Genomic DNA, 25,444 nt, shown 5'->3' with positions numbered 1-25,444 from the left:
TGTCAACCGGCCCGGCGTCCAGGTGTCTCTGAGACGTGAACGACCTCATGACCGAGCGCCGGGAGGGCGCGAGCCTGGCGGAGCTGTTCTCCGCGCACTACCTGGGGATGGTGCGGCTGGCCGGACTGCTCGGCGCCGACGATCCCGAGGACATCGCGCAGGAGGCGTTCGCCCGGCTGCACGCGCGACGGTCCCTGCTCAGGGATGACCGCGCGGCCCTCGCCTACGTACGCTCCATCATCTGCAACCAGACCCGTAACCGCCTGCGTCACCTGCGCCTGGCCCGGCTGCGCCGCGGCGATCCGCCACCTGACGCGGCGAGCAGCGAGCACCACGTCCTGGTGGCCGAACGCCATCGGGAGCTGCTCGCGGCGCTGGAGCGGCTGCCGCGGCGGCAGCGGGAGGCTCTGGTCCTGCGTTACTGGCTGGAGCTGTCCGAGCAGGAGATCGCCGACGCCATGGGAATCTCTCCCGGCTCTGTCAAGACGCACGCCAGCCGCGGCATGGCCGCGCTGTCCAAGGCGCTCAAGGAGGACCACGATGCTTGAGAACCGCCTCCGCGAGGCCCTCGACGCCAAGGCGGAGATCTACGAGCCCGACCCGCGGGCGTGGAACAAGATGACGGAGAAGGCGGCGAGGAGGCGGCGCGCGCGCCGGTTCTGGACGGTGGTGCTGCCCGCCGTCGCCGCCGTGGTCGTCGTGGGCACCGTCGCGCTCACGGAGGGTCTTTTCAGAGCGCTCCCGGCGCCCGCGGCGCGCCCGCTCGGCGAGGTCGTCACCGACGGCGAGCTGAAGCTGTGGTTCGACAAGGTCACACTGTCGGACGGCAAGATCTCGGACGCCCTGTGCGTCGAGACGCCGGCGGAGAGCCGGTGCCGGCCGTACTACCTGCCGAAGGAGCCGACGGCCGCGGGCCGGCTGCTCGACCTGAACAAGAACCCGGTGATCTCCATCGGGGTCGCGGGCCTCGACGTCACCTCGCTTCAGGGCGTCGAGCAGAGCACCGACAGGAAGCTCGCCGAGGGCAGGCTCTACACGCTCAAGGGCGCGACGGCGAAGATCTGGGTCATGCGCCACGCCCCGAACGACGGCCTGCGGTTCGACTTCCGTGGCACGGGCGACAAGGGCTATTCGATCGCCGGGGTCCTGAGCAGGTGCAGCAACCTTCCTCCTGAGGGGCCCGCGGTCGAACTGGGCCACGGAGTGAGCGCCACCTTCCACAAGGGGTGCCTGACGTGGTGGATCGGCGGCAAGTCGACCAACGGGACCGACCTGGGGGCCGACTTCGACGCCGCCGAGGAGGTCCGGCGCGAGCCGCTGGTGGCCATGGGTTACGGCGAGCGCTGGTACGGCCTCGTCAGGGGCGGCACCGCCCGGGTCGAGATGGTCCACCCCGGCGGGAAGCGGCTGTCGGCCGACGCCAAGCCGGATCCGTGGGGCATGGGGATCGCGGTCTTCTCCGTTCCCGCCGACCGCCCTCTGAACGAGCAGGACCACCTGGTCATCGGCTACGACGCCGCGGGCAAGGAGATCTGGCGCAGCGAGTGATCCACCGCCGGGGGCGCGCCCGGCCCGGAAGCGAGTGCCGCTTCCAGGCCGCCCTGGTGCCACATTCGTGATCTTCCGCCCCGATACTGGTGCGGCTCGTAAGCCGCGCACAGCCAGGGAGGAACCGGGTGGAGGGCAAGGGGAGCACGGCCGAGATCATGATCGCTGAGGCCCGCAAGGCGTTCTGGGTGATGGTCGCGTTCCTGGCCGTCATCTGGGTCGCGCAGATCGTCAACTGGGCGTCGGGCTACGCGCTGAGCCGGGACTACGGCCTGCAGGCGTGGAATCCGGCGACCCTGCCGAACATGGTCTCGTCGCCGTTCCTGCACTGGAGCTGGGAGCACATCGAGGGCAACTCCGGACCGCTGTTCATCTTCGGGTTCCTGTCCGCCTACCGTGGCGTGGCCAGGTTCTTCAGCGTGACGGCGCTCATCATCGTGGTCAGCGAACTCGGCGCCTGGTTCACCTCGGACCCGAACGGGATCGGGGTGGGGGCGAGCGGCATCGTCTTCGGGTACTTCGGATACGTGCTGGTGCGCGGCGCGTTCGACCGGCACCTGATCGACATCGTGGTGGGCGTGGTGATGGCGCTGTGCTTCGCCTACCAGTTCACCGGGCTGCTCCCCCAGGAGGGCGTCGGCTGGCAGGCCCACCTGTTCGGCTTCCTCGCCGGCGTGGTGGGCGGCTGGGTGTTCCGCGACCGCGGCGGCCGTTCCCGGCCGGCCGCGGCCCCGGCGCAGCAGAGCCCGAGGGCGGCGCTGCTGAAGGAACTGGACGACCTCGGCCTCTGAGGTGCCGGACAGCAGGCTGGACCGGTAGGGCCTCCGCGCTCACCGGCGGGTGTAGCGGGCGGTGATCACACCCTTGGGGGTCGTGACGCTTCCGGTGAGCTCGAACTCGGCCAGCGGGTGGATCAGCAGCGTGGCCCTGTCACCCCCTACACGAACGACCACCGGCCACATCGACACGGGGCTCCCAGGGTGTCGCCGCACCTGATCAAGGACCTGGCCGCGAACCCGCACCGCCTCCTCGCCGGGATTGCCTGGACAGCAGGCGATCGATCTCCCTCGTCACCTGAGCGATGAGCCGGGCCACATCAGCGCTGTCGTAACCAGGTTCGCGGATGGACCACGAAAAGTGCTTGTCCATCATGTCCTCGGTAGCCATCGGCGCCCCCCTGCCTTCCAGATATTCGACGACGAGCCGCAGATATTCGTCCACTTCATCTTTGTTCGCGCTGACGCTGAAACGCCGAGGCCGCAGGTCGCGACCGTTTATCATCGCCACGATGTTCTGGACGTCCCGAGCGTGCCGACTGCGAGCCTCCTCGCCCAGGACGGAGTCCCCCGACGGGGGAACGCTGCGCGGCGAGTCCACATAGGCGACGCGCCAGAGGGCGCGAAAGACGGGAATGAGGGCGACGACGAGCAGACCCGACCACCAGCTGAGGTCCAGCAGACCCTCGATGACGCCGGCGACAGCAGCGGCGGGAATGAAACACAGAAGGAGCAGAACTGCTCGCGCCGCCCGCGTCCTGTTCATGCGAGTGCCCTTCCGACGGCATCGTGTTGTCTCGAAGATCGCGACCGGCCCTCACCGGGCCCCGCTGAGCCGCCACATCATCGCGCTCCCCTTCACCTGGACCCCGTTCAGGGCACGCGCGGACGGGTCCTTCGGCCCGGCCGACCCCACGGCGTACACCTCGGTGGTCCCCGGCCGCAGGGCCAGTTCGTGCACCGAGACCGACCAGCCGCGCGGGACCGGCAGCCGCTGCCTGGTCCAGCGGCCGTCGCCGGACAGATGCCACAACTCGTCGTCGGCCGCCGCCAGCCACATTCCGTCCTCGCCGTCCGGCTCGGCCTCCCACGTGGCGAGGTCCCAGACGCACTGCCAGGTCCCCTCCGCGAACCGCAGCCCGAACGACCGGTCCACGATCCACGGCTCGTTGTCGTCCCTGGTCGGGCCCGCCTCCTCCCAGGACGCCCGGCCGAACACCCAGGCGTGACGGTTGCCGAGGACCGCCACGTCGTCCCACAGAACGTCGGCGTCCCCCGGCACCCCCAACGACGGCATGCCGATCCGCTGCCACCCGCCGCCGTCCCAGCGGGCCGCTGCGGATGCGCCGACCGCCCAGGTCTCCGTGCCGAAGCTCGCCAGCGCCTGGACCGGGAAGCCGAGTCTGCCCGCCTGCCAGGCGCCGCCGTTCCACCGCCGGGTCAGCTCGTGCTCGGCCACCCACGGACCGCTGGAGGAGAAGGACGGCCAGCCGCCCTGCCCGGGGATCGACTCGACCCGCCACCGCCCTGCCTCGTAGCTCGCCGCATAGCCGTCGTTGCCCCGCTTGCCGAACACCCAGGCCCGGTCCTTGGACTCGGCGGCCACGGTCTGGATCTCGGAGAGATTCGCGGGCAGCTCGGCGGGGGTCCAGCGGGAGCCGTTCCAGCGCCAGGGCACGTGCCGCCCGGTCGTGTCCGCGTGCGCCGCCCAGATCGTCCCGTCCGCCGTCACGGTCGCGTCGAGCAGTGCCGTCCCCTGCGCGCCCTCGGCCCAGAGCGTCTCCCAGCCGGACGGCACGGCGGCAGGCCTGATCTCACTCCTTTCACGCGGTGGTCCGGGGCAGGTCTCCGGGTCGGCGAAGACCGGCGTCAGCCGCCCGGCCGGCAGGGGCCCTGGCGAGGTGAACGACGTGGGAGCGGGGGCGGTGTGGGTCCCGCTGCCGCAGGCCGTGGACAGCGAAGCCAGGACGGCGAGGCCCGCGGCCACGCGCCTGACGGCGAGCGGGGCGATGCCGATCTGCTCGACTGCCGCCTGGCGGGCCGCGGGCATGGCGGTCTCCTTCTCGGGTGGTCCAGCGGTGCCGGGCATGATCTCCTTCGGTAGGCTACTCCGCGCCTGAGCTACGACGGCGTGCCGACGGTGGGCTGCCGCAGGTCGGCGAACGGCACCGCGAGGCGCGCGTCAAGAGAGCGTCGGGCCCGGCCGGGCGTCAGGATCCCGACGTGGCCGTCGCCGTGGGCCCGGCCGATGGCGGTTGTTGGCTACGCCGAGGAGCCACGGCAGCGCCGAGTCACGCTCGGGGCTCAGTTCCCCGTGCCGCCGCCACGCCTCCAAGAACACCACCGAGGTGATGTCCTCAGCCTCCGACCAGTCAGCGGTACGGCGGAAGCAATGGTTGTACACGGCGCGCGCGTGCCGGTCGAAGATGACGCCGAAGGCCTCGGTGTCCCCGTCCACCGCACGCCTCCACAGCTCGGCGTCCGTGGGAAGGCTGTCCATCACACCCGGACTGTGTCGGCGGACGGGCACGGGTTCCCCGAAACCCCCGGATATTTCCGTGAGGCCCTTACGCCTGGCCCGTTTCGTGTGCCCAGCGTTCGGTGAAGAGCCGGTCGCTGGGCGGGTCGCCGGGCAGCGGACGCGGGTGGCAGGCGCGCAGGCCGTCCACGGCGATGGTGAGAACGCGCTGGTGAGCGCCGGCGGCGGCCTCGACGAGGTCCTCGCGGCCCTGCTTGCGTAGCTGGTCCAGGGCCGGCGATCTGCCGAACTGCTCGATCAGCAGGGAGATGTCGACGACGGTGACGTCCGGCCTGAGCACGCGTGCCTGGTGGGCGCGCGCGACGAGCGCGGCGAGCAGTTCGTCCGAGCGGTCGGACTTGGCCTGCATCTCCTTGGTGACCTTGATGGTGCCGGCGATCGGGGCGAGCGACCCTTGGCCGAACTCGACGCAGGCCGCGACGAAGGAGGCCAGCCCTTCCCACGGATCGTCCTCGGCGAGACCTCGTTCGGCGGCTTGGTTCCAGTTGTCGAGGGACAGTTCGGCCAGCCGCTGGAAGAGCTCCTCCTTGGTGCGGTAGCGCCGGTAGAGGCTGCCGATGCCGACCCCGGCGGCCGCCGCGATGGCCGCGACCGAGGCGTGTTCCCCGTCGGCCGCCAGCACGTGGCGTGCCGCCCGCAGGAGGGCCCGGTCGTTGCGCTCGGCTTCCGCCTGCCGAGGGCCGCGGCGCTTGGATTCGGTCATGTCGCCAGCATACCGAACTTGCGGAGCGAATCACTCCGGTTATAGAGTCCCTTCAAGCGGAGCGATTCGCTCCTATTGAGGAGGAAGTCATGCGTGCTGTGGTCATGGATCGCTTCGGCGGGCCGGAGGTGCTGCGCGTCCAGGAGGTCGAAGACCCGGTCCCGGGGCCGGGGCAGGTGCTGGTGAAGGTGGACTACGCCGGGATCACGTACGTCGAGACACAGGTGCGGGCCGGCCGCGGTCCCGCGGCCCACCAGCGGCCGCCGCTTCCGCGCGTCCCCGGCAACGCGGTGGGCGGGCGCGTCTCGGCTGTCGGCCCGGGGGCCGATGCCGCGCTGGTCGGACAGGCCGTGGTGACCACGACCGGCGGCACCGGCGGCTATGCGGAGCTGGCCGTGGCCCGGGCGGAGGACCTCGTCCCCGTCCCGGCGGGGGTGACGCTGCGCGACGCGGTGGCGCTGCTGGCCGACGGGCGGACAGCGGTGCGCCTGCACCGGCAGGCCGGGGTGCGTCCGGGCGAGTGGGTGCTGGTGGAGGCGGCCGCCGGTGGCGTCGGCAGCCTGCTGGTCCAGCTCGCCGCCGCCTCGGGGGCGAAGGTCGTCGGCGCCGCCCGCGGTCCGGCCAAGGAGGCGTTGGTCGCCTCACTGGGTGCTCTCGCCTACGTCGACTACTCCAAGCCGGGCTGGGAGCGCGAGGTCGCCGAGATGAGCGGAGGCGTCGACCTCGTCTTCGACGGAGTCGGCGGCGTCGTGGGCGCGGAGGGCATGCGCGCCGTGCGGCCCGGCGGCCGGGCCAGCGTGTACGGCATGGCCTCCGGCTCCTGGACCGAGCCGGCCGCTCATGTGACGGTCGTCCCCGACGGGGGCGTACCCGCCCCGGCGGAGATCCGGGCGCTGGCCGAGGAGGCGCTCGCGCACGCCGCGGCCGGTCGGCTGCGCCCGGTCGTCGGCCAGACCTACCGCTTGTCCGAGGCCGCCGAGGCGCACCGGGCCATCGAAGCCCGCGCCACGATCGGCAAGACCCTGCTGATCCCGTGAGCACGCCGAACGCGAGCCCGGCGCCCTCAGCCACGACCGCCCGCGCCCTCCTGCCGCTGACCGCGACGGTCCTGGTGGGCGCGATGGCGGCGCTGCTGGACACCACCATCGTCGCGGTGGCGCTGGACGAGCTGGCCAGGGACCTGTCCGCGACGGTCACGGCGATCCAATGGGTCACCACCTCCTACGTGCTCGCGATGACCGCCGTCATTCCGCTGGTGGGCTGGTCGGTCGGCCGCTTCGGCGCCCGCGCCGTGTGGGTGACGGCCCTGGGGCTGTTCCTGGTCGGATCGATCCTGTGCGGCGCCGCGTGGTCGGCGGGCTCGCTCATCGCCTTCCGGGCACTGCAAGGGCTGGGCGGCGGCATGATCCTGCCGGTGACGCAGCTCGTCCTGGCCAGGGCCGCGGGACCCGAGCGTCTGGGCCGGGTGATGGGGAAGGTCGGTTTCGTCGGGCAGCTCGCCCCGATCTCCGGGCCCGTGCTCGGCGGCGTGCTGATCGACGGCTGGGGCTGGCGCTGGGTCTTCTTCGTCAACGCGCCGCTGATCCTCCTCTCGCTGGCCATGACGTGGCGGTGGTTCCCCCGGGACGAGGTACGCGACGAACGTCGTCTCGACCTTGTCGGGCTGCTCCTGCTGCCGGCCGGGGTGGTCGCCCTGCTGCACGCGCTGACCGGGCTGGAGACACGGACCGGGATCGGGACCGCGACGCTGACGGCGGTGGCAGGGGCCGGGCTCCTGGCCGCGTTCATCGCACGCTCGCTGCGCCGGGCCGAGACGAGCCTGCTCGACCTGCGGCTCTTCGCCGATCGCTCCTTCCGGTCGGGGACGGTCATGATGTTCGTCCTCGGCGTCACGAGCTGGGGGCCGATGTTCCTGCTGCCGCTGTACTACCAGCGACTGCACGACCTGTCCGCGCTCGACGCCGGGCTCGCGCTCGCTCCCCAGACCCTCGGTGTCGCACTGGCGTCCCTGCTGGCCGGGCAGTACGCCGACCGCCTGCCGCCGCGCCCGCTGGCCCTGGCCGGGATGGCCGCGGCCACCATGGGAACCCTTCCGTTCGTCTTCGCCACCCGTGACACCGACACCCTCCTGCTGAGCGCGGCGCTGCTCCTGCGCGGAGCGGGATTCGGCGTGGCCGCCCTGCCCGTCAGCGTCGCCGTCTACCGCACCCTGCGCCCGGCCGCCATCCCGCACGCCACCAGCACCAGCACCGTCGTGCAACGGGTCGGCGCCGCCACCGGCACCGCGCTGATGGCCGTCATCCTCCAGGCCGGCGGCTTCGCCCCAGCCCTCACCTGGATGTTCGTCCTCACCGCGACCGGCCTGGTCATGGCCGCGAGCCTGCCCGGCCGCGAATCACCAAGGAGGTCCCCATGATCAAAGTAGGCATCATCATCGGCAGCACCCGCCCGGGACGCAACGGCGAGGCCGTGGCCCGCTGGATCCACGACCTGGCGGCCGAACGGGACGACGCCTCGTTCGAGATCGTCGACCTCAAGGACTTCCGGCTGCCGCACCTGGACGAGGCGCTGCCACCGGCGATGGGCCACTACGCCCACGCGCACACCAGGGCCTGGGCCGACAAGATCGCCTCCTTCGACGCGTACGTGTTCGTCACCCCCGAGTACAACCACTCGACTTCAGGCGTGCTGAAGAACGCCATCGACTTCCTGTACGCCGAATGGAACAACAAAGCCGCTGCCTTCGTCGGCTACGGCAGCGCGGGAGGTGTCCGAGCCGTGGAACACCTGCGCCTGATCATGGGAGAGCTGCACGTCGCCGACGTACGCACCCAGGTCGCGCTGTCCCTGGCCACGGACTTCGAGAACTTCCAGGTCCTCACCCCTGCCGCCCACCACGCCGACGCGGTCACCGCCATGCTGGACGAGCTCCTCGCCTGGGGCGGCGCCTTGAAGACACTGCGTGACACGTGGCGGGCGAGAGGCGCGGCGGGGGCCGCGTAGACCTCACTCCAGGGGCAGGGGGCGGCGCGGCACCGGCGCGGTGTGGATGAGGGACGTGGTCGTGTGACCGTACGGGGTGAACAGGTCGAGGATCGGTTCGAGCTCGTCGACCGTCCGCAGGTGCATCGTGAAGTAAAAGCAGTCGTCGCCGGTCATTCTGTAGCACTCGACGATCTGGGGAACCTCCTTGGCGATCTTGGAGATGCGGTGCAGCTCCCGGATCGCCGGGCGGATCCGGACCATCACCGTGACCGGGAAGCCCAGGGCCCGCGGGTCGACCTCGGCGCGATAGCCGGTGATCACTCCGGTCTCCTCCAGCCGCTGCACCCTGTCGGCCACCGCGGGCGCGGACAGGGCGACCCGGCGGCCCAGTTCGGCGAAGCTCACTCTGGCGTCGACCTGCAGCTCGGCGAGAATCCGAAGGTCGAGGGCGTCGAGTCCCTTCGCTTCGTAGGCCCGCTCGGGTCTGATCCTTCGGTTCGCCATTCTCCTAAATTACGGGCTGCCCGACGATGGCGTCATGCCGCCCACCAGCCCTCGCGCTGTGCTCTCCGCGGCGCCTCCATGGACCTGTTTCATCGGGAGCGCCGTCTTCCACTACCTCGGCCCGGCCTTCGCCGTGCTGCTGTTCGCCAGGCTCGCCCCGCTCGGGGTCGCGGCGCTGAGGATCTGGAGCGCCGCGCTGGTTCTCGCGCTCTGGCGTCGTCCCTGGCGCGTCCTCGCGCGGCTCGACGCCGAGCAGCGGCGCATCATCGTCGCCTGGGGCGCGGTGCTCGCGGCCATGAACGTCTGTTTCTACCTGGCGATCGCCCGCGTACCCCTGGGGACCGTCGCCGCGATCGAGTTCCTGCCGGTCATCGTGCTGGCCGCGCTCGGTGCCCGTACGGCGCGTAACCTCGTGGCACTCGTGGCGGCGGTCGGCGGCGTCTACGTGCTGACCGGCGTCCGGCTGGCCGGGGAGCCGCTGGGGCTGGTGTTCGCCTTCGCCAACGCGGCGCTGTTCGCCGCCTACATCGTGCTGGCCCACCGCGCGGCTCGTCGCCTGCGCGGCGTCGGCGGCATCGACGGGCTGGCCGCGGCCATGCTCGTCGCCTGCGTGTTCGTCGCGCCGGTGGCCGTCCGGCAGGCCGCTCCGGCGGTGCTCGACCCGGTCGCGCTCGCCGCCGGGTTCGGCGTGGGGATCTGTTCGTCGGTGATCCCGTACGTGTGCGATCAGCTCGCCATGGCACGCATGGCCCGGTCCACGTACGCGTTGCTGGTGGCGCTGCTTCCGGCCGCGGCAACGGCGATCGGCATCGTGGTGCTCCGGCAACTTCCCGCACTCGCCGAGCTGGCCGGAGTCGGGCTCGTGGTGCTCTCCGTCGCGCTCCATCGGGAACACCCGGCCTCCTCCGCCCACGGTGAAGACCACCCCTCGCAGAAAGGCAGGACGAGATGCGATACATGAGGCTGGGCTCGTCAGGACTGCGGGTCTCCCGCATCTGCCTGGGCATGATGACGTACGGCGATCCGGATTCCTGGGAGTGGCTGCTGCGCGAGGACGCGGCCGAGCCGATCGTGCGGCGCGCGGTCGAGGCCGGTGTGACGTTCTTCGACACCGCGGACATGTACTCCGACGGCGTGAGCGAGGAGATCACCGGGCGGCTGCTCGGCACGTTCTTCGCGCGCCGCGACGACTACGTCCTGGCCACGAAGGTCTACTTCCCGACGGGGCCGGGCCCGAACGACCGAGGGCTGTCCCGCAAACACGTGCTGGCCGCCGTCGACGCCTCGCTCGCCAGGCTCGGAACCGACTATGTCGACCTGTACCAGATCCACCGCTGGGACCACGAGACGCCGATCGAGGAGACCATGGAGGCCCTGCACGACGTGGTGCGGGCCGGCAAGGCCCGCTACGTCGGGGCCTCCAGCATGTACGCCTGGCAGTTCGCCAAGGCGCAGCACACGGCCCTGACGGCCGGCTGGACCAGGTTCGTGTCGATGCAGAACCACTACAACCTCGTATACCGGGAGGAGGAGCGGGAGATGATCCCGCTCTGCCTGGACCAGGGGGTGGGCGTCATCCCGTGGAGCCCGCTGGCACGCGGACTGCTCACCGGGAGCCGCCACCGCGCCAGCGGGCCGCGCACGCGGCGATCCGGCAGCGACGAGCTGGCCGGCAGCATGTACGAGGACGCGGATTTCGACGTGGTGGACGTGGTGCGCGCGGTCGCCGGCGAACGAGGCCTGCCACCGGCGCAGATCGCGCTGGCGTGGCTCCTCGGACGGCCGGGGGTGAGCGCGCCGATCGTCGGGGCAAGCAAGCTGGGCCATCTGGACGACGCGATCGCGGCGGTCGACGTGTCCCTGAGCGAGGAGGAGACGGCCCGGCTGGAGGCCCCCTACCGGCCGCACCGGATCATCGGGCACTCCTGACCGCTCGACAGTCCTCGCGCGGCGCCGACGTTGCTGTGATCAACGAGATCCTCCAGCACCAGGGGCGTCATCGCCTTCTTCCGGAGCGGGCTGTGCTGCCCTGCGTCGCATCTCGGTCAGAGCTTCCTGAGTGGCGAGGGTGTAGGTGTTCTCTGCCCCCAGGACACGCCGCCTGGCTTCGAGGACCTCCACGAAGCGCTGCCCGGCCTCTTCGTACCGTCCTTGCGCCGCCAGTGCCGCGGCGAGCCAGTGGCTCGTATTCAGTACATGCGGGTGGTCCCCACCCAGCAGTCGCATGCGGAGCCCCAGAATCTCGCGTAGCTCGCGTTCCGCCTCCACGGCCCTGCCCTGTGCCAGGAGCGAACGGGGGATCTCCTGCCGGGACACGAGAGTATCGGGGTGCTCGGGCCCCAGGACCTTGAGCTTCGTCGCGTGAATGGCACGGTGCTCCGTCTCCGCCTCGACGGCCTTCCCCTGGGCCAGGAGTACCCGGGCGGCCTCATGGCGGGTGGCGAGCGTGTCGGGATCCTCCGGACCCAGCACGCGCACCTTGGCCGCAAGGGCTTGCGCGAACTGCTCGCCGGCCTCGTCCAGCCGCCCCTGATCAGCGAGGACACGCGCCAGATTGTGGCGGATGATCAGAGTCTTCGGGTGATGGGGCCCGAGTACGCTCACCCGGCCGGCGAGGACTGCTCGGAACTCGCGCTCCGCCTCGGCTGCCAGACCGAGGAACATCTTGGCGCTTGCATGCCTGTGCCGAATGTCGAGGACCGCGGGGCTGTCGGAAGGCAGCCGGCCCTCGGTCTTACCGAGCGCCATCCCGGTCAGACTCAGAGCGACGTGATAGGAGCCACCGTACGTCAATCCCATGGCACAGACGGCCGTGGCCTCGGCCAGGACGGCGAGGCTCTCATCATCAAGCTCGCCGATGACGCTCAGCCACAAGCCGCGGACATGGGCATGGAGCTGAGCCCAGATCGGCCAGTCCGACGAACGGTCGACGCTCAGTGTCCCGACGGCCCGGGCCACCAGGGAGACAGCCACCGCCGCCGTCCGACCGCCCAGCGGGCTGTCGAACAGCTTTCGGCGGGTGACTTCCGCCACCAGTGGGTGCAGGGCGACGCCGCGCGTCGCCTTGTCAGCCGAATCCACCTCTTCGATCAGCCCCACAGAGTCGAGTGCGGCCAGCCCGCCGGACACGCCGCCGCGTCCCTGCTCCTCACACGCGGTGGCGAGGGTGGCATGGTCGAGGAGCACTGCCGGTATCGGCGTCGGAGCCGGGAAACAGGAGAGAACCCCGAGCAGCGCGCGGGCCTGCGGCATGTCCCTGGCGGCCAGCAGGTCGAGCGACAACTCCCATGTCATGGTGAGGTTCGCCCTGTCATCCATGTCGGGTCGCATCAAAGTGTCTCCAGGGCTGTCCAGTGCCTCTTGATAGGCCACGAAGTTCCGTTCCAGCGCGAAGGCGGTGGACAGATGCATGCCCGCGTGACGCAGCGCCAGCGGCAGCCCTCCCAGCCTCGCCGACAAGTTCTCCGCCTCCGCCACGCTGCCCGCCTCCGGCACCAGGTCGAGCAGGATGCAGGCTCCGTCCTGGGGAGGCAGGACGTTCATCTTGTGCATCGTCGTATGCCGCCCCCACATGCCCGTTGCGCGCGCACGCGTGGTGACGAGCACAAGGCCCGTGGAAGTCGGTCGTAACCAGCCGTTCCCGCCGGCCACGGGCTGATCCGCGTCCAGTGCCCGCGGATCGTCGGCGTTGTCGATGACCAGCAGCCAGCCCTGCACGTCGTCGAGAAGCCGCCAGAGCAGGTCGGATCCCCTACGGCGCCCCTCCAACGCCTCCTCGACCTCACCCGCTGTGGCGCCCAGTTCACGTGCCAGACCGAGCATGTGCAGGGCGAAGGTCTGCGCGTCGGTAGCGGGCACCCACCAGGTGGGCCGTCCCTCGGCTTGAGCTTCGGCGGCGATCTGCAGTGCGACGGACGTCTTGCCCACCCCGCCCATGCCCGAAAGCAGGTGTATTTTCCCGTCCGGCTTCTTGACCAGAGCACGCAAGTCGTTCAGAAGCCGGTCACGGCCCCGCACAAGGTGGGGCAAATGCCCTGTCGGCGGCGGAAGAATGTTGGTCCTGACGGTCCGATGATCAGTACCGGTTTCACGACGGCCGCCGGATGCCGCGGGGTTCACGGGCGTGTTCGTGTGGGGAGTCCTGCGAAGTTGCAGCCAGGCGATGACAGCTGCGATGACGGTGACCACTAGACCGACGGCGGTCAGCCCGGTACCCCAGTCCATGCTGTGACCATAAGAACTTCCGAGGCTACTGTCGACGGCTCGACACGTTCAGTGGGCGGCAGCGCGGCGCCATATCGGCAAGCCGGTTGCCGACGACTGCCGTGCGCCTGACCTGCAACCAGGCGCTATGTCCGCATCAGGCCGTGGCAGGCGATGGCTGCGGCGGCCACCACGTTGAGGGAGTCAACCCCGGCGGCCATCGCGGCCGGGCTCATCGGGATGCACACCGGCTCGTCCGCCTCCTCCAGCCACCGCGACGACAACCCGTCCCCCTCCGAGCCCAGCAGCAGCGCCACCCGTTCCGCCAGCTTGACGGTATCGATGGGTGTGGTGCTCTGATCAGGAGTCAGGGCAAGCGTCTGGTAGCCCGCCTCACGGATCTGCTCCAGCCCCGTGAACCAGTTGTCCATCCGCGCGTACGGGATCGAGAACACCGCCCCCATCGACACCTTCACCGCCCGCCGGTACAGCGGGTCGGCGCACCGCGGCGACAGGATGATCCCGTCCACCCCGAGCGCGGCGGCACACCTGAAGATGGCGCCGACGTTGCCGTGGTCGACGAGGTCCTCCAGCACCAGCACCCGCCCGGACGAGCCCCCCGCCAGGACGCTCTCCATCGACGGCAGCGGTACGCGGGCCATCGAGGCCAGGGCGCCGCGGTGGACCTGGAAGCCGGCGATCCCCGACATGACCTCGTCGCTGACCACGTACACGAGCGCGTCGCCGAGCACGTCCGCCAACGGGTCCAGCCGGCGGCGCGTGGTCAGGACGGAGCGGATCGGGTAGCCGGCGCCGATCGCGCGCCGGATGACCTTCTCCCCCTCGGCCAGGAACAGCCCGCGCGAGGCTTCGAGGCTCTTGCGCAGCTCCACGTCGCGCAGCCGGGTGTAGTCGGCCAGGCGCGGGTCCGCCGCGTCGGTCACGTACTCAAGCACCTTCTGATACTGCCATGCGCCGCGTGACCTGCCAGACCACCGCGTAACACAGGAGCACCAGGCCGAGGCCGACCAGGGTGCCGGCGCCGACCTTGGTGATGACGCTGGGCAGGCCCAGCTCGGGCGACGGCGGATCGACGACCGGCCACAGCAGCGCCCCGGCGATCGTGCCCACCGACGCCGCGCCGAGGACGTAGAAGCGCACCCCGGACGGGATGACCAGCCGCTCCGGCGGGGCGACGGCGGCGATCCGCGACAGGCGGCGCCAGGCCCACCACACGACCACGGCCAGCCCGACGACCGACGAGCCGTACTGGAGCAGCCGGAAGAGCCTGATCACGCCGAAGACCGACACCTCCAGCCAGGGGCCCCAGCGCTCCGGGCCGCGGGCGTGGGTGAAGGAGTCCCACAGGACGTGGCTGGCCGCGCCGGCCATCGCCCCGAGGACGACGGGCAGCAGGCGGAAGCCGCGCCACGACGGCAGGAGGGTGGCGGCGCGGCCCGCGAGCGCCGGCGGCAGCAGGGCGATCAGCGGGTCCCGCAGCACCACGTGGAACAGGACGAGCAGCACGAGCACGGCCACGGTGTCGATGGTCAGCACGCCGCGCAGCGAGTGCCAGTCGGTGTAGTCGGGCAGGAACGGCAGGAAGATCGGCAGGTCGGGCACCATGGCACCGATCGCCAGCGCCCAGGGGTCGAGCACCTTGCGGACGCGCGACGACGACGCCAGTGGAAGCACCGCCGCGATGTGGCTCGGTGTGAACGGCACGGCCTGTCCATCCTCCCGTGAGTCCCCCGCGAGTCCCCGTGGCCCCCGATCTCTCCGGCTGGGGCGATGCAGCGACCCGGCGACCCGGCGACCCGTGGAGTGATCCCCGGAATCGCCCTCCTGTAAGCGATCATTGAAGATTACCCGGCCGACCTTTGCCCCGCGCCATCGTGATCACGGAGGGTAATCGATAGGGTACGTACCGCTGCCGGCGGCCGGACGACGTCGGGGATTCGGGGGTCAAGGTGCCTGACCAGTCGGTTCACGCGCATCCGGCCGCGTCGGCAGACTGGCTGCGCGCGGCGCGGTCCGCGCGGGCACTGTCGGTGGCGACCCTGGCCTGGCTCGGCCTGGAGAGCTCGCTCGGCCTGTGGGCCGGGTTCGGGGCGCACTCGGTGGCGCTGATCGGGTGGGGGTTCTCGGCGCTGGTGGAGGCGGCGGCGAGCCTGATCGTGGTGTGGCGCTTCACGGGGTCGCGGACCCTGTCACCGGGCGCCGAGCACCGGGCACGGCGGGCGGTGGCCGTGAGCTTCTGGGTGCTGGCGCCGTACCTCGTCGTCCATGTCGCCTACGACCTGGACGCCGGCCACCGCGCGGTGCCGACGCCGCTGGGGATCGTGGTCACGGCGGTGAGCCTGGTGAGCATGCCCGCGCTGGGCATGGCCAAGCGCCGGCTGGGACGGCGGCTGGGATCCCCGGCGACCGCCGGGGAGGGCACGCAGAACCTCATCTGCGCGGCGATGGCGGGCGGCGTGCTGGCCGGGCTGTGGCTCAACACGGCCGGCTGGTGGTGGGCGGATCCGGTCATGGCGGTGGCGCTCGCGCTCGTGGCGGTACGTGAGGGCCGCAGCGCGTGGCATGGTGACGCGTGCTGCCACTGAGGTCGACGCTCCGTACAGGGTGGGCGTGGTGACGGATGTCGCCGCCGAGGTTGACGCTCCGTAATCCCTGCACCAAACGGGCTGTTTTGCCGCACTAAGCGCACCGAGTATCGTTCCGGAGGTATTGCGGAGCATCTCCGGCCAGGGTCTCCGGAAGGTCTCAACACACCAAAGAGGACATCGTGGGGCGACACCGCACAGACGAGTTCGATGGCGGCTACCAAGCCCAGGAACCCGCTCCCCGGCGGCGAGCCGCACGGGGCCGGGGCAGGGTGCTCGTCCCCCTCGCCGGGGCCGTCGCGCTGGCCGTGCTGCTGGGCGTCGCCGCGTTCGTCATCTTCAACCGCGACCACGACTGCTCGGCAGGCAAGCTGGCGCTGCGCGTGGTGGCGACCCCCGACATCCAGCCGGCCCTCAACAAGATCGCCGGCACCTACAACAAGGCCCTGCACTCCATCGACAGCCGCTGCGTCGAGGTGACGGTCACCAAGGAGGGCGCGGCCCGCACGGCCAACGCGCTGGCCGCCGGCAAGGCGGCGGCCGACCTGTGGGTGGCCGACTCCAGCCTGGTCGTGGGCAGGCTGCGCAGCGATCCGGCGGGCGCCGCCGCACTGCCCGAGCCCTCCGGCTCGGCCGCCCTGTCGCCCGTCGTGCTGGTGACCGCCCAGAGCACGGCCGACAAGCTGACCGCCAGCCTCCAGCCGAGCTGGGCCGGGATGATCGCCGCGGCGAACGTGGCCAACCCCGACGGCCCCGGCAAGAAGGTCCGCGTGCTGGCCCTCGACCCGCAGAAGAACTCCGCGGGCATGGCCGCCCTGCTGGCCGCCGCGGGCTCGGCCAAGAAGGCGAAGCAGGACAAGGCGCTCGTGGGTGCGCTGAAGGAGCTGTCCGGGCAGATCGTCTCCGATCCCGGCGCGCTGCTGGCCAGCCTCACCGTGAAGTCCGGCAGCAAGGTGCCGGTCGGCGTCGCCTCGGAGCAGAGCATCTACACCCACAACTCCAAGAAGCCCGACGGGCAGGTGGTGCCGCTCTATCCCGCCGAGGGCACCTACAACCTCGACTACCCGATGCTGGTCCTCGCCAAGGACCCCGGGGTGCGCAAGGCCGCCGCCGCCTTCCAGAAGGAGCTGACCACCGACTCGGCCCAGCGGACGCTGCGCGACCAGGGCTTCCGCACGCCCGACGGCAAGGGCGGCGACGTGCTGGCGAAGGGCAAGGGCTTCGTCTCGACCCTGCCCCGGTCGCTGGCCGCGCCCGACGCCAAGACGGTGGCGAGCATGGCCCAGACCTGGTCGCGGCTCAACCTGGGCAGCCGCCTGCTGACCCTGCTCGACGTCTCCGGCACGATGGCGCTGCCCGTGCCGGGCACCCAGCTGACCCGCATGCAGGCGATCACCCGGATCGCCACCGAGGGGCTGAGCCTGTTCCCGGCCGACTCGGAGATCGGGGTGTGGGCGTTCTCGACGCACCTCGACGGCCAGGGCAAGGACTGGCGCGAGATGGTCTCGGTGGGCCCGCTGAGCGAGACCACCGACGGGCGGCTGCGCAAGGAGGCGCTGGCGGCGCAGCTTGCCACCGTGCAGGCCAAGGCCACGGGCGACACCGGCCTGAACGACACGCTCAAGGCCGCCTACACCGAGATGACGAAGTCGTACCAGGAAGACAAGATCAACACGGTGCTCATCCTCACGGACGGCGCCGGCAACGACGACCCCGACGGCGGTGTCGGCAACGCGGAGCTCCTGTCGTTCCTCAAGAAGACCTACAACCCGAAGCGGCCGGTCAGCATCCTGCTGATCGCCTTCGGCCCGGACGCGCCCAAGGGCAAGAAGCAGATGGACGCCCTGGCCAAGGCGACCGGCGGCGAGGCGTACATCGCGGAGAACATCCTCCAGGTGCGCGACTTCTTCCTCCAGGGCATGGAGCGCCGGCTCTGCGCCCCCAAGTGCGACGGCTAATCAGCAACAGGAGTACCTTCCGTCCCCGTTCATGCCCATTGGGCATGGTTGGGTCAACCCGGTCCGGCGGGGCGGCGTCCTAGGCGCGTGGGGGAATCACGCGAGCCGCGGGGAGGGTACTCGTGCCTGGATGGCCGACTGTCGACCGGACCGGGGATCATCGGTTGGCGGACGCGCTGCGGCGCGGCGACCACGGCGCCCCCGCCGACCTGTACGACGCGTACGGCGTGCGGCTGCACGACTACGCCTGCTCCCTGACCGGCGACGGCCACAGCGCGGCTGGCGCCGTGCACGACGCGCTGGTCACCGCGTACGGCCGCGCCGACCGGCTCAGGGACGAGACGCGGCTGCGCGCCTGGCTGTACGCGCTGACCAGGGTCCAGGTCATGGCGCGCCTGGCGCACCGCAGCGGCGTCCCGGTGCAGGGCGTCGCGGCGCCGTCCGTGGACGAGCCGGACGACCCCGAGCTGGCCGCGCTGGTCCACGACGCGCTGAGCGAGATGGGCCGCCTCGACCGCGAGGCGCTGGAGCTGTCGCTGCGGCACGGGCTGACCGCGCACGAGGCGGGCTCGGTGCTCGGCCTGACCTCCCGCCGGGCGGCCACCCGCCTGCGCCGTTCCCGCGACCACCTGGAGAACGCCGCGGCGGCCGTCGTCCTGGCCCGCGTGGGGCGCGCCCACTGCCCCGACCTGTCGGCGATGCTCGACTCGTGGGAGGGGCCGCTCACCCCGCTGCTGCGGCGCAGGCTGTCCGGGCACATCGGCGGCTGCGAGGTGTGCACGGAGGGGCGGCACCGCAAGGTGGCGGCGGAGCGGCTGCTCGACAAGGTCCCCGTGAGGTTCCCGCCGCTGTCGCTGCGCCGCCGGATGATCGCCACCTGCCTCGCCCCCGAGCGCGGCGAGGCCCGCACGCTGATCCTGGAGCGGGGCGACAGCTTCGACCGCGACGGCTTCCCGGTCGTGCCCGGCCACCGGCCACGGCGGCGGCCGCGCCGGCTCGCGCCCGTGGTGATCGCCGGCGCGTGCGTGCTGGTGGTGACGGGCGCGGTCATCGTGGCGAACGCCGCCGGCGACGACTCGGCCTTCCGGGCGGCGCCGTCCGCGAGCGCCGTCCCCACGCCCCCGCGGCAGACCGGGGAGCAGCCCGAGGAGCAGGCACAGGAGCCCGCCGAGGACCCGGCCGAGGACCTCGCGGACGGGCCGGAGACCGGTCCCGGCCCCACGCCCGGGCGCAGCGCGACGCCCACCGCGTCGGCCCGGCCGACCCCGCGCGCCGTCGTCACGGCCGCCACCACCCGCCCGGCCACGAGCCGGCGCCCCATGGCGAGCGCCCGGCTCAGCGCCGTGTGCCCCGGCGCCCTCGACGGGTCGGCCAAGGTGGGGCTGCGCGCCCGCAACGCGTCGGTCGCCTGGAGCGCGAGCGTGACCTCGGGCCTGGACGTCTTCCCGTCGAGCGGGTCGATCAGGGCGGGCGGCTCGGTGGCGGTCTGGGTGACGGTCTCCGATCCGGACACCGCGGGCGGCGGCACGGTGTCGTTCGCCTCGAACGGCGGGCGCGCGAGCTGCCGGCTGTCGTGGGAGGGCCGGGCCGAGGTCTCCGAGCCGCCCACCGGCGAGCCGACGCGGCTGCCCGACGACACGCCGTCGCCGGACGACCCGCAGGGCGCCTCACCCGCGGGCACCGCCTTGGCCGAGTCGCTGACGGGACAGGAGTGACGGGACAGGAGTGACGCGGGATACATCAAGGGATGGTAGATCCACAGTAAATACGAACTAGGATAAATCGGGCCCTGGCTCGAAGATCGGGTCATCTATAGGGCATCCTGGTGTGCTTGGGGACCGCACCGGCGCCGGGCAGAGCACTGCCCGTGTGCCCTAAGTCACGGGAAAAAATCGCTCCTCCGGTAAACCGGAGCGCGTCACCAAGCGTCGGCATTGACGTGTCCATGGACGGATTGGTCCCATGAAATGCGATCAATCGCGCCTTTGCCCAGCCACGACCAGGAGAACGGTAAATGATCAAGCACCGCCGAGCGCTCGCGTGGCTGCTCGGACTCGCGTGCGTCGCGGGAGCCGTGATCGCGTTGTTCGACATCGAGACGCCGCTTCGCCCCCTGCTGATCTCTCTGTTCCTGCTCGTGGTCCCCGGGGCCGCCGTTGTCGGGCTGTTGCGAGATCGTGACCCGCTCGCCGCGCTGTCGGTGGGCGCTGCGGCCAGTCTCGTGGTGAACGTCCTTCTCGCCCAGGCCATGCTCCAGTTCGACGCCTGGTCTCCCCGGGCGGGGGTGGCGACGATCGCCGTGCTCGGAGGGTTCATGTACGTGCTTCGCGTGTTGTACCGGGGGAAGAACATGCAGACCGAACAGGGGGCCAGGGCGAAGTGAAGATCACGGTGGTCCGCCCGGGCGAGCTCGGCGAGTCCGAGAGAGCCCACTGGCGCGCGTTGCAGAAAGCCGATCCCAGCCTGGACAACCCGTTCCTGTCTGTCGAGTTCGCCGTGGCCATGGACCGCTTGCGGGACTACGTGCGGGTCGCCGTCATCGACGACGGCACCGGCATCGTCGGGTTCTTCCCGTACGAGCGCCACAGCTTCGGCATCGGCAAGCCCCTCGGCGGCTTCCTGACGACCTGCCACGGCCTGATCTCGGTCCCCGGTCTGAAGGTGGACGTGCGGGCGCTCCTGCGCGCCTGCCGGCTCACCGTCTACGACTTCGACCACCTCGTGGCGGGGCAGCCGACCTTCGCGGCCTACGAGTCCGACGTCCGGCCGGCGCCGGTCATGGACTTCACCGAGGGCTTCGACGCCTGGCTGGAGCAGGTCAAGGCCAACTCCCCCAAGAACCTGAAGACCGTGCGCTACAAGGAGCGCAAGCTCGGAAGGGAGCAGGGCGAGCTGCGCTTCGAGTACGCCTCGGCGGACCCGGAGGTGCTGCGCGTCCTGCTCGGCTGGAAGTCCGACCAGTACCGGCGGACGGGCCGCGTCGACCGGTTCGCGCAGCCCTGGATCGTCGAGCTGATCGACCTCATGCACGCGGAGCGCTCGGCCGACTTCAGCGGCGTCCTCACCATGCTGTACGCGGGGGAGACTCCGGTCGCCGGCCACTTCGGCCTGCGCACGGCCACCACCATCGTCGGCTGGTTCCCCGCCTACGACATCGAGTACGCGCGGTACTCCCCGGGCATCGTGCACCACCTCCGCATGGCCGAGGCGGCGGCCGAGGCCGGTGTCCAGATGGTCGACATGGGCAAGGGCGGCAAGGAGTACAAGGACTGGCTCAAGAGCGGCGAGCTGTACGTGTCCGAGGGACGGGTCTCCCGCCCCTCGCCCGCGGCGGCCGTCCACTGGATGGGACGAGTTCCCTTCAACAAGGCGCGAACAATCGTCCTTGATCGGCCGTCTCTTTATAAGGCGGCCGACCGAGTTCTCAAGGGCTTCGGGCGTGTCCGCAGTTCCATCCAGCAGGAGTCGTCCAACTCGGTCGTCAAGGAGCCCACCGGAGCGCGCTGACCCCCCGTCCCGGCCAGCAGTACAGCACCACCAGCACCACGAGCACCACAGCACCAGAGCAGCAGCAGAGCACCCGTAACGCACCACCCTCACTCCACTGGACCCGTGCGCCGATCACGGATCGACCGTTCCCACCAGCACCCGGGAACGGCCGGCCCAGGCTCGCGTGGAGGCGGGTCCCGGAAGGATTTAGCTCACCATGAGTCCCGAGAGCACCAAGCACAACGGCAAGGCGCAGATCACGCCGCTGCGCTCGATGCCACCCATCGAGCGGTTCACCCCGATCACACCGCACATCGCCATCTCGCCCACCGTCAGCGTGGTCGTCCCGGCGATGAACGAGGCCGAGAACCTCCCCCACGTCTTCGCCACCCTGCCCCAGTGGGTCGACGAGATCGTCCTCGTCGACGGCAACTCGGTGGACGACACGGTCGAGGTGGCCAAGCGCCTGCGTCCCAACGTGAAGGTCGTCACCCAGACCGGCCGCGGCAAGGGCGACGCCCTGGCCGCCGGCTTCGCCGCCTGCACGGGCGACATCATCGTGATGATCGACGCCGACGGCTCGACCGACGGCCACGAGATCATCTCCTTCGTGGGCGCGCTGGTGACCGGCGCCGACTTCGTCAAGGGCTCCCGGTACGCGGCCGGCGGCGGCAGCGACGACCTGACCTTCAGCCGCAAGTTCGGCAACAAGGTGCTCACGGGCCTGGTCAACGTGATGTACGGCACCCAGTACACCGACCTCTGCTACGGCTACAACGCCTTCTGGGCCCGTCACCTCGACGTGCTCGACCTCGACTGCGACGGCTTCGAGGTGGAGACCCTGATGAACGTCCGCGCCGCCAAGGGCGGGCTCAAGGTGCACGAGGTGCCGAGCCACGAGCGCTGCCGCATCCACGGCGAGAGCAACCTGCACGCCGTCCGCGACGGCCTGCGCGTGCTCCGCACGATCCTGCGCGAGTGGCGGCGCCAGCCCACGATCTCGCAGCCGACGCCGGCCGCCGCGCCCGCAGCCGACCGGGGCGTCGCCTGACCAGCACTGGAAGAGGGATGACAGTGAGAACGTCTGTCGTCATCTGCGTCTACACCGAGGAGCGGTGGGAGGACATCAGGCAGGCCGTGGAGTCGGTCGAGCGGCAGCGCCGCCGGTCGCACGAGCTGATCCTGGTGGTCGACCACAATCCGGACCTGCACCTGAAGCTCAAGCAGACCTATCCACAGGCCATTGTGGTGGAGAACACGCACGAGCGCGGGCTGTCCGGCGGCAAGAACACCGGCGTGGCCACGGCCACCGGTGACATCGTCGCGTTCCTGGACGACGACGCGGTGGCCGACCCCGGCTGGCTGGAAGCTTTGGAGGAGGGCTTCCAGGACCCGGCCGTCGTCGGCGTGGGCGGACGCACCGACCCGTTGTGGGCCTCGCGGCAGCGGCCCCGGTGGTTCCCGTACGAGTTCGACTGGACCGTCGGCTGCACGTACCGCGGCATGCCGGAGGTCCGGGCGCCGATCCGCAACGTCATGGGCGGCAACGCCGCCTTCCGGCGGGAGGTCGTCTCCGAGGTGGGCGGCTTCCACAGCGGCATCGGCCGCAGCGTGCAGGGGCGCAAGAGCAGGCCCCTGGGCTGCGAGGAGACGGAGTTCTGCATCAGGCTGAGCCAGCGCAAGCCCGGCTCGGTCATGCTGTACGAGCCGCATGCGGTGATCGGGCACAAGGTGTCGGCGCAGCGCGAGCGCTTCGCCTACTTCAGGTCCCGGTGCTACGCCGAAGGGCTGTCGAAGGCGCTGGTGACGCGTGAGGTGGGCACCCAGGACGGGCTGGCCAGCGAGCGCGCCCACGCCCTGAAGACGCTGCCGCTGGGCGCGCTGCGCGGGCTCGGCGAGGCGGTCCGCGGCGACGTGGGCGGCCTCGGCCGCTCGGTCGCGATCGTCGTCGGGCTCGCCTGGACGACATGGGGATACGTGGTCGGGTCCGCCCGGCTCAAGGGAGCCCGATCGTGATCAGGGTTCCCATCCTCATGTACCACTCGGTGACCGACAGCCCCAACGAGGAGACCCGCCCCCACTCGGTACGCCCCTCCGATCTGGAGGAGCAGCTCTCGTACCTCGCGGAGGGCGGGTTCACCCCGTTGACCTTGGGCGATCTGGTCTCCAGGCTGAACAAGAACACAGGTATGCCCGTCAAACCAGTCGTGGTCACCTTCGATGACGGCTACGCCGACTTCCACACCCACGCGCTGCCCCTGCTGGAGCGCCACCGGTTCCCCGCCACGGTCTTCCTGACCAGCGGCTGGGTCGCCGACGCGGGCGCCGACGCGGCGGGCAGACCGCTGGACGACATGTTGAGCTGGGGTCAGGCCCGCGAGATCGCCCAGACGGGCATCGAGATCGGCGGCCACAGCCACAGCCACCCCCAGCTCGACCAGCTCCGCACCGAGGAGCTGCGCCAGGAGCTGCGCCGCAACAAGGGCCTGCTGGAGGAGAAGATCGGCGCGCCGGTCGCCACCATGGCCTACCCCTACGGCTACTCCAGCGCGCGGGTGCGCCGCGAGGTGCGCAAGGCCGGCTACTTCGCCGCCTGCGCGGTGAACAACGCGATCGCCGCCGACCGGCACGACATGCTGGCCATCCCCCGGCTGACGGTGGCCCGGCACACCACCATCGGCATGTTCCGGCGCGCCGTGGAGGGCAGCGCCGTACCCCTGATCTACCTGCGCGAGCGCGTCCTCACCAAGGGCTACGCGGTCGTGCGGCGGACGAGGTACGGCCTGCAGCGGGTGCGCGGAAATGTCTAGGCTCTGGCGGCGGCTGCTGCACGATCTGCGCAATCCCCTGTTCCGCAACGGCTACGCGCTCATGGCCAACACGGGGATCACCGCCACGCTCGGCATGGGCTACTGGCTGCTGGCGGCGCACTACTACTCGCCCGAGGAGTTCGGCCGCGGGCAGGCCGTGATCACCGCGATGCGGCTGTTCGCGTCGCTGACCGCGCTCGGCTTCGTGGGCGCGCTCGCGCGCTTCCTGCCGCTGGCCGGCCGCCGCACGCCCGAGCTGGTGCTGCGCGGCTACGGCCTGGCGGCGGCGACGGGCGGGGTGGCCGCGGTGGGCTTCCTGCTCACGCTGCCGATGTGGGGCCGCACGTACTCCACGCTGGGCGGGTTCGGCCCGGGGCTGTTCTTCCTCGGGTCGGTGCTGGTCTGGGCGGTCTTCACGCTCCAGGACGTGGTGCTGACGGGCCTGCGCAAGGCCACCTGGGTGCCGCTGAACAACCTGGTCTTCGGCGTGGTCAAGATGGGCCTGCTGGTGGCGCTGGCGGGCGCGCTGCCCGAGGGGGGCATCTTCGTCTCCTGGATGGTGCCGACCGCGCTCGCGCTCATCCCGGTCAACTGGTTCATCTTCTCGGTGGTCATCCCCCGGCACGTCAAGGCCTCCGAGGATGTCGCGGCGCCGCCGACGCTGCGCGAGGTCGGCCGCTTCCTGGCGGGCGACTTCCCCGGCACGCTGTCGATCCTGGCGATCGTCTACCTGGTGCCGGTGGCCGTGGCCACGCAGGTCGGCGAGGCCACGTTCGGCCGGTTCTCGATGGCCCACACGCTGGGCTGCATGATCGAGCTGCTGGCGATGAACATGGCGGTGTCGCTGACCGTCGAGGGGTCCTTCGACCGCTCGCAGCTAGCCGACAACTGCCGCCGGGCGCTGCGCCGGGCATTCATGATCATCACGCCCATCATCGCCGTGACGGTCGTGGGCGCGCCGCTGATCCTCATGATCTTCGGCTCGGAGTTCGCCACCGAGGGCTCGACGCTGCTGCGGCTCATGGCGCTGGCCGTGCTGCCGCGGGTGCTCATCGAGGTCTACCTCAGCTCGCTGCGGGCGCGCAGCGAGGCCCGGGCCCTGGCGCTGGTCCAGATCGGCCTGGCCGCGCTGGTGCTGGTCTCGATCACGGTGCTGTTCCCGTTCGCCAACGTGAACGCGGTGGGGTACGGCATGCTGTTCAGCGAGCTGCTGGTGGCGGCTTTGATCTTCGGAAAACTTCGTAAAGTTCTCACTTACGGCGAAACAGAACCGCCACGCGTCGCCCAGGGGTCGCACGGGGCCTCATGATGGTCAACGTGAGG

General features: G+C 71.0%; 26 protein-coding genes. 17 read left to right on the top strand and 9 right to left on the bottom strand.

The features are described 5' to 3' along the window. Window positions 1–35: 35 nt before the first annotated feature. From HTZ77_RS34675 to HTZ77_RS34665, 3 genes are all read left to right on the top strand, one after another. The gene (locus tag HTZ77_RS34675) at window positions 36–548 is read left to right on the top strand and encodes a sigma-70 family RNA polymerase sigma factor (protein ID WP_328808939.1); all 513 of its coding nucleotides are present in this window, start codon (window positions 36–38) and stop codon (window positions 546–548) included. After that, the gene (locus HTZ77_RS34670) at window positions 541–1,548 is read left to right on the top strand and encodes a hypothetical protein (protein WP_175593951.1); all 1,008 of its coding nucleotides are present in this window, start codon (window positions 541–543) and stop codon (window positions 1,546–1,548) included. Before HTZ77_RS34675 ends, HTZ77_RS34670 begins: the two co-directional genes overlap by 8 nt. 128 nt (window positions 1,549–1,676) lie before the next feature. After that, window positions 1,677–2,339, top strand: a complete 663-nt coding sequence (locus tag HTZ77_RS34665; protein WP_205304322.1) for a rhomboid family intramembrane serine protease — start codon at window positions 1,677–1,679, stop codon at window positions 2,337–2,339. Between the two features lie 39 nt (window positions 2,340–2,378). On the opposite strand, the gene HTZ77_RS47810 is transcribed toward HTZ77_RS34665, so the two are convergent. The 5 genes from HTZ77_RS47810 to HTZ77_RS34645 all read right to left on the bottom strand — a co-directional run bounded on the left by HTZ77_RS47810 (window position 2,379) and on the right by HTZ77_RS34645 (window position 5,566). Next, window positions 2,379–2,501, bottom strand: a complete 123-nt coding sequence (locus HTZ77_RS47810) for a hypothetical protein (RefSeq protein WP_268960196.1) — start codon at window positions 2,499–2,501, stop codon at window positions 2,379–2,381. A 43-nt stretch (window positions 2,502–2,544) separates the two neighbouring features. Then, window positions 2,545–3,090: a hypothetical protein gene (locus tag HTZ77_RS34660; RefSeq protein ID WP_175593950.1), complete on the bottom strand. Its 546-nt coding sequence runs from the start codon at window positions 3,088–3,090 to the stop codon at window positions 2,545–2,547. Between the two features lie 51 nt (window positions 3,091–3,141). Next, window positions 3,142–4,413, bottom strand: a complete 1,272-nt coding sequence (locus HTZ77_RS34655; RefSeq protein WP_175593949.1) for a hypothetical protein — start codon at window positions 4,411–4,413, stop codon at window positions 3,142–3,144. A 93-nt stretch (window positions 4,414–4,506) separates the two neighbouring features. Further along, a complete protein-coding gene (locus tag HTZ77_RS48865; protein WP_175593984.1) occupies window positions 4,507–4,824 on the bottom strand; it encodes an RNA polymerase sigma factor in 318 nt (105 codons plus the stop codon). 67 nt (window positions 4,825–4,891) lie between these two features. Then, entirely contained in the window at window positions 4,892–5,566 is a 675-nt protein-coding gene (locus HTZ77_RS34645; protein WP_175593948.1) for a TetR/AcrR family transcriptional regulator, read from the bottom strand. An 89-nt stretch (window positions 5,567–5,655) separates the two neighbouring features. Between HTZ77_RS34645 and HTZ77_RS34640 the strand changes: the two genes are divergently transcribed. The 3 genes from HTZ77_RS34640 to HTZ77_RS34630 are packed head-to-tail and all read left to right on the top strand — an operon-like array spanning window position 5,656 to window position 8,569. Next, window positions 5,656–6,603, top strand: a complete 948-nt coding sequence (locus tag HTZ77_RS34640) for a zinc-binding dehydrogenase (protein ID WP_175593947.1) — start codon at window positions 5,656–5,658, stop codon at window positions 6,601–6,603. Then, a complete protein-coding gene (locus HTZ77_RS34635) occupies window positions 6,600–7,982 on the top strand; it encodes an MDR family MFS transporter (RefSeq protein ID WP_328808938.1) in 1,383 nt (460 codons plus the stop codon). The genes HTZ77_RS34640 and HTZ77_RS34635 overlap by 4 nt, the downstream gene beginning before the upstream one ends. Continuing rightward, window positions 7,979–8,569, top strand: coding sequence for an NADPH-dependent FMN reductase (locus HTZ77_RS34630; RefSeq protein ID WP_175593946.1), 591 nt, complete (start codon window positions 7,979–7,981; stop codon window positions 8,567–8,569). Before HTZ77_RS34635 ends, HTZ77_RS34630 begins: the two co-directional genes overlap by 4 nt. A 3-nt stretch (window positions 8,570–8,572) precedes the next feature. Here the strand turns inward: HTZ77_RS34630 and HTZ77_RS34625 are convergent, their stop codons facing one another. Continuing rightward, the gene (locus tag HTZ77_RS34625) at window positions 8,573–9,055 is read right to left on the bottom strand and encodes an Lrp/AsnC family transcriptional regulator (protein ID WP_175593945.1); all 483 of its coding nucleotides are present in this window, start codon (window positions 9,053–9,055) and stop codon (window positions 8,573–8,575) included. A 34-nt stretch (window positions 9,056–9,089) separates the two neighbouring features. Between HTZ77_RS34625 and HTZ77_RS34620 the strand changes: the two genes are divergently transcribed. Both HTZ77_RS34620 and HTZ77_RS34615 read left to right on the top strand, forming a co-directional pair. Then, entirely contained in the window at window positions 9,090–10,016 is a 927-nt protein-coding gene (locus HTZ77_RS34620; protein WP_235995594.1) for an EamA family transporter, read from the top strand. Continuing rightward, window positions 10,004–10,984 carry an aldo/keto reductase gene (locus HTZ77_RS34615; RefSeq protein ID WP_175593944.1) on the top strand — a complete coding sequence of 327 codons (981 nt, stop codon included), beginning with the start codon at window positions 10,004–10,006 and terminating at the stop codon, window positions 10,982–10,984. The genes HTZ77_RS34620 and HTZ77_RS34615 overlap by 13 nt, the downstream gene beginning before the upstream one ends. A gap of 39 nt (window positions 10,985–11,023) precedes the next feature. On the opposite strand, the gene HTZ77_RS34610 is transcribed toward HTZ77_RS34615, so the two are convergent. The 3 genes from HTZ77_RS34610 to HTZ77_RS34600 form a co-directional block, all read right to left on the bottom strand. Then, on the bottom strand, window positions 11,024–13,279 hold the full coding sequence (locus HTZ77_RS34610; protein WP_175593943.1) for a tetratricopeptide repeat protein: 2,256 nt from the start codon (window positions 13,277–13,279) through the stop codon (window positions 11,024–11,026). 125 nt (window positions 13,280–13,404) lie between these two features. Continuing rightward, window positions 13,405–14,214, bottom strand: a complete 810-nt coding sequence (locus HTZ77_RS34605) for a TrmH family RNA methyltransferase (RefSeq protein WP_175593942.1) — start codon at window positions 14,212–14,214, stop codon at window positions 13,405–13,407. Then, complete coding sequence (locus tag HTZ77_RS34600; RefSeq protein ID WP_175593941.1) at window positions 14,207–14,983, bottom strand: DUF4184 family protein; 777 nt, start codon at window positions 14,981–14,983, stop codon at window positions 14,207–14,209. Before HTZ77_RS34600 ends, HTZ77_RS34605 begins: the two co-directional genes overlap by 8 nt. A gap of 245 nt (window positions 14,984–15,228) precedes the next feature. Here HTZ77_RS34600 and HTZ77_RS34595 point away from each other — a divergent pair, with 245 nt between their 5' ends. From HTZ77_RS34595 to HTZ77_RS34555, 9 genes are all read left to right on the top strand, one after another. Then, the gene (locus tag HTZ77_RS34595; RefSeq protein WP_175593940.1) at window positions 15,229–15,864 is read left to right on the top strand and encodes a cation transporter; all 636 of its coding nucleotides are present in this window, start codon (window positions 15,229–15,231) and stop codon (window positions 15,862–15,864) included. A gap of 272 nt (window positions 15,865–16,136) precedes the next feature. After that, window positions 16,137–17,822: a substrate-binding domain-containing protein gene (locus HTZ77_RS34590; protein WP_175593939.1), complete on the top strand. Its 1,686-nt coding sequence runs from the start codon at window positions 16,137–16,139 to the stop codon at window positions 17,820–17,822. 164 nt (window positions 17,823–17,986) lie between these two features. Further along, the gene (locus HTZ77_RS34585; protein WP_175593938.1) at window positions 17,987–19,537 is read left to right on the top strand and encodes a sigma-70 family RNA polymerase sigma factor; all 1,551 of its coding nucleotides are present in this window, start codon (window positions 17,987–17,989) and stop codon (window positions 19,535–19,537) included. A gap of 299 nt (window positions 19,538–19,836) precedes the next feature. Continuing rightward, window positions 19,837–20,205 (top strand): hypothetical protein, encoded by a 369-nt coding sequence (locus HTZ77_RS34580; protein ID WP_175593937.1) that lies wholly within the window; start codon window positions 19,837–19,839, stop codon window positions 20,203–20,205. Further along, on the top strand, window positions 20,202–21,329 hold the full coding sequence (locus tag HTZ77_RS34575; RefSeq protein WP_175593936.1) for a GNAT family N-acetyltransferase: 1,128 nt from the start codon (window positions 20,202–20,204) through the stop codon (window positions 21,327–21,329). Before HTZ77_RS34580 ends, HTZ77_RS34575 begins: the two co-directional genes overlap by 4 nt. Window positions 21,330–21,528: 199 nt before the next feature. Further along, a complete protein-coding gene (locus HTZ77_RS34570; RefSeq protein WP_175593935.1) occupies window positions 21,529–22,362 on the top strand; it encodes a glycosyltransferase family 2 protein in 834 nt (277 codons plus the stop codon). 17 nt (window positions 22,363–22,379) lie between these two features. Then, window positions 22,380–23,327, top strand: coding sequence for a glycosyltransferase family 2 protein (locus HTZ77_RS34565; protein ID WP_205304320.1), 948 nt, complete (start codon window positions 22,380–22,382; stop codon window positions 23,325–23,327). Continuing rightward, on the top strand, window positions 23,324–24,121 hold the full coding sequence (locus tag HTZ77_RS34560; RefSeq protein WP_328808937.1) for a polysaccharide deacetylase family protein: 798 nt from the start codon (window positions 23,324–23,326) through the stop codon (window positions 24,119–24,121). Before HTZ77_RS34565 ends, HTZ77_RS34560 begins: the two co-directional genes overlap by 4 nt. Beyond that, window positions 24,114–25,430: a lipopolysaccharide biosynthesis protein gene (locus tag HTZ77_RS34555; protein ID WP_175593933.1), complete on the top strand. Its 1,317-nt coding sequence runs from the start codon at window positions 24,114–24,116 to the stop codon at window positions 25,428–25,430. Before HTZ77_RS34560 ends, HTZ77_RS34555 begins: the two co-directional genes overlap by 8 nt. Window positions 25,431–25,444: the final 14 nt, after the last annotated feature.

The organism is Nonomuraea montanisoli (assembly GCF_013363975.1).
Lineage (GTDB): Bacteria > Actinomycetota > Actinomycetes > Streptosporangiales > Streptosporangiaceae > Nonomuraea > Nonomuraea montanisoli.
Note: the sequence above shows the minus strand (reverse complement) of the source record. Positions and strands in the feature narration are given on the sequence as shown.

Bases quoted from the DNA above. Each gene is read 5' to 3' on its own strand.
- HTZ77_RS34670 (WP_175593951.1), top strand. From the start codon at position 541: ATGCTTGAGAACCGCCTCCGCGAGGCCCTCGACGCCAAGGCGGAGATC.
- HTZ77_RS48865 (WP_175593984.1), bottom strand. From the start codon at position 4,824: ATGGACAGCCTTCCCACGGACGCCGAGCTGTGGAGGCGTGCGGTGGAC.
- HTZ77_RS34660 (WP_175593950.1), bottom strand. From the start codon at position 3,090: ATGAACAGGACGCGGGCGGCGCGAGCAGTTCTGCTCCTTCTGTGTTTC.
- HTZ77_RS34640 (WP_175593947.1), top strand. From the start codon at position 5,656: ATGCGTGCTGTGGTCATGGATCGCTTCGGCGGGCCGGAGGTGCTGCGC.
- HTZ77_RS34625 (WP_175593945.1), bottom strand. From the start codon at position 9,055: ATGGCGAACCGAAGGATCAGACCCGAGCGGGCCTACGAAGCGAAGGGA.
- HTZ77_RS34615 (WP_175593944.1), top strand. From the start codon at position 10,004: ATGCGATACATGAGGCTGGGCTCGTCAGGACTGCGGGTCTCCCGCATC.
- HTZ77_RS34570 (WP_175593935.1), top strand. From the start codon at position 21,529: ATGAGTCCCGAGAGCACCAAGCACAACGGCAAGGCGCAGATCACGCCG.
- HTZ77_RS34645 (WP_175593948.1), bottom strand. From the start codon at position 5,566: ATGACCGAATCCAAGCGCCGCGGCCCTCGGCAGGCGGAAGCCGAGCGC.
- HTZ77_RS34565 (WP_205304320.1), top strand. From the start codon at position 22,380: ATGACAGTGAGAACGTCTGTCGTCATCTGCGTCTACACCGAGGAGCGG.
- HTZ77_RS34655 (WP_175593949.1), bottom strand. From the start codon at position 4,413: ATGCCCGGCACCGCTGGACCACCCGAGAAGGAGACCGCCATGCCCGCG.
- HTZ77_RS34555 (WP_175593933.1), top strand. From the start codon at position 24,114: ATGTCTAGGCTCTGGCGGCGGCTGCTGCACGATCTGCGCAATCCCCTG.
- HTZ77_RS34580 (WP_175593937.1), top strand. From the start codon at position 19,837: ATGATCAAGCACCGCCGAGCGCTCGCGTGGCTGCTCGGACTCGCGTGC.
- HTZ77_RS34630 (WP_175593946.1), top strand. From the start codon at position 7,979: ATGATCAAAGTAGGCATCATCATCGGCAGCACCCGCCCGGGACGCAAC.
- HTZ77_RS34620 (WP_235995594.1), top strand. From the start codon at position 9,090: ATGCCGCCCACCAGCCCTCGCGCTGTGCTCTCCGCGGCGCCTCCATGG.
- HTZ77_RS34610 (WP_175593943.1), bottom strand. From the start codon at position 13,279: ATGGACTGGGGTACCGGGCTGACCGCCGTCGGTCTAGTGGTCACCGTC.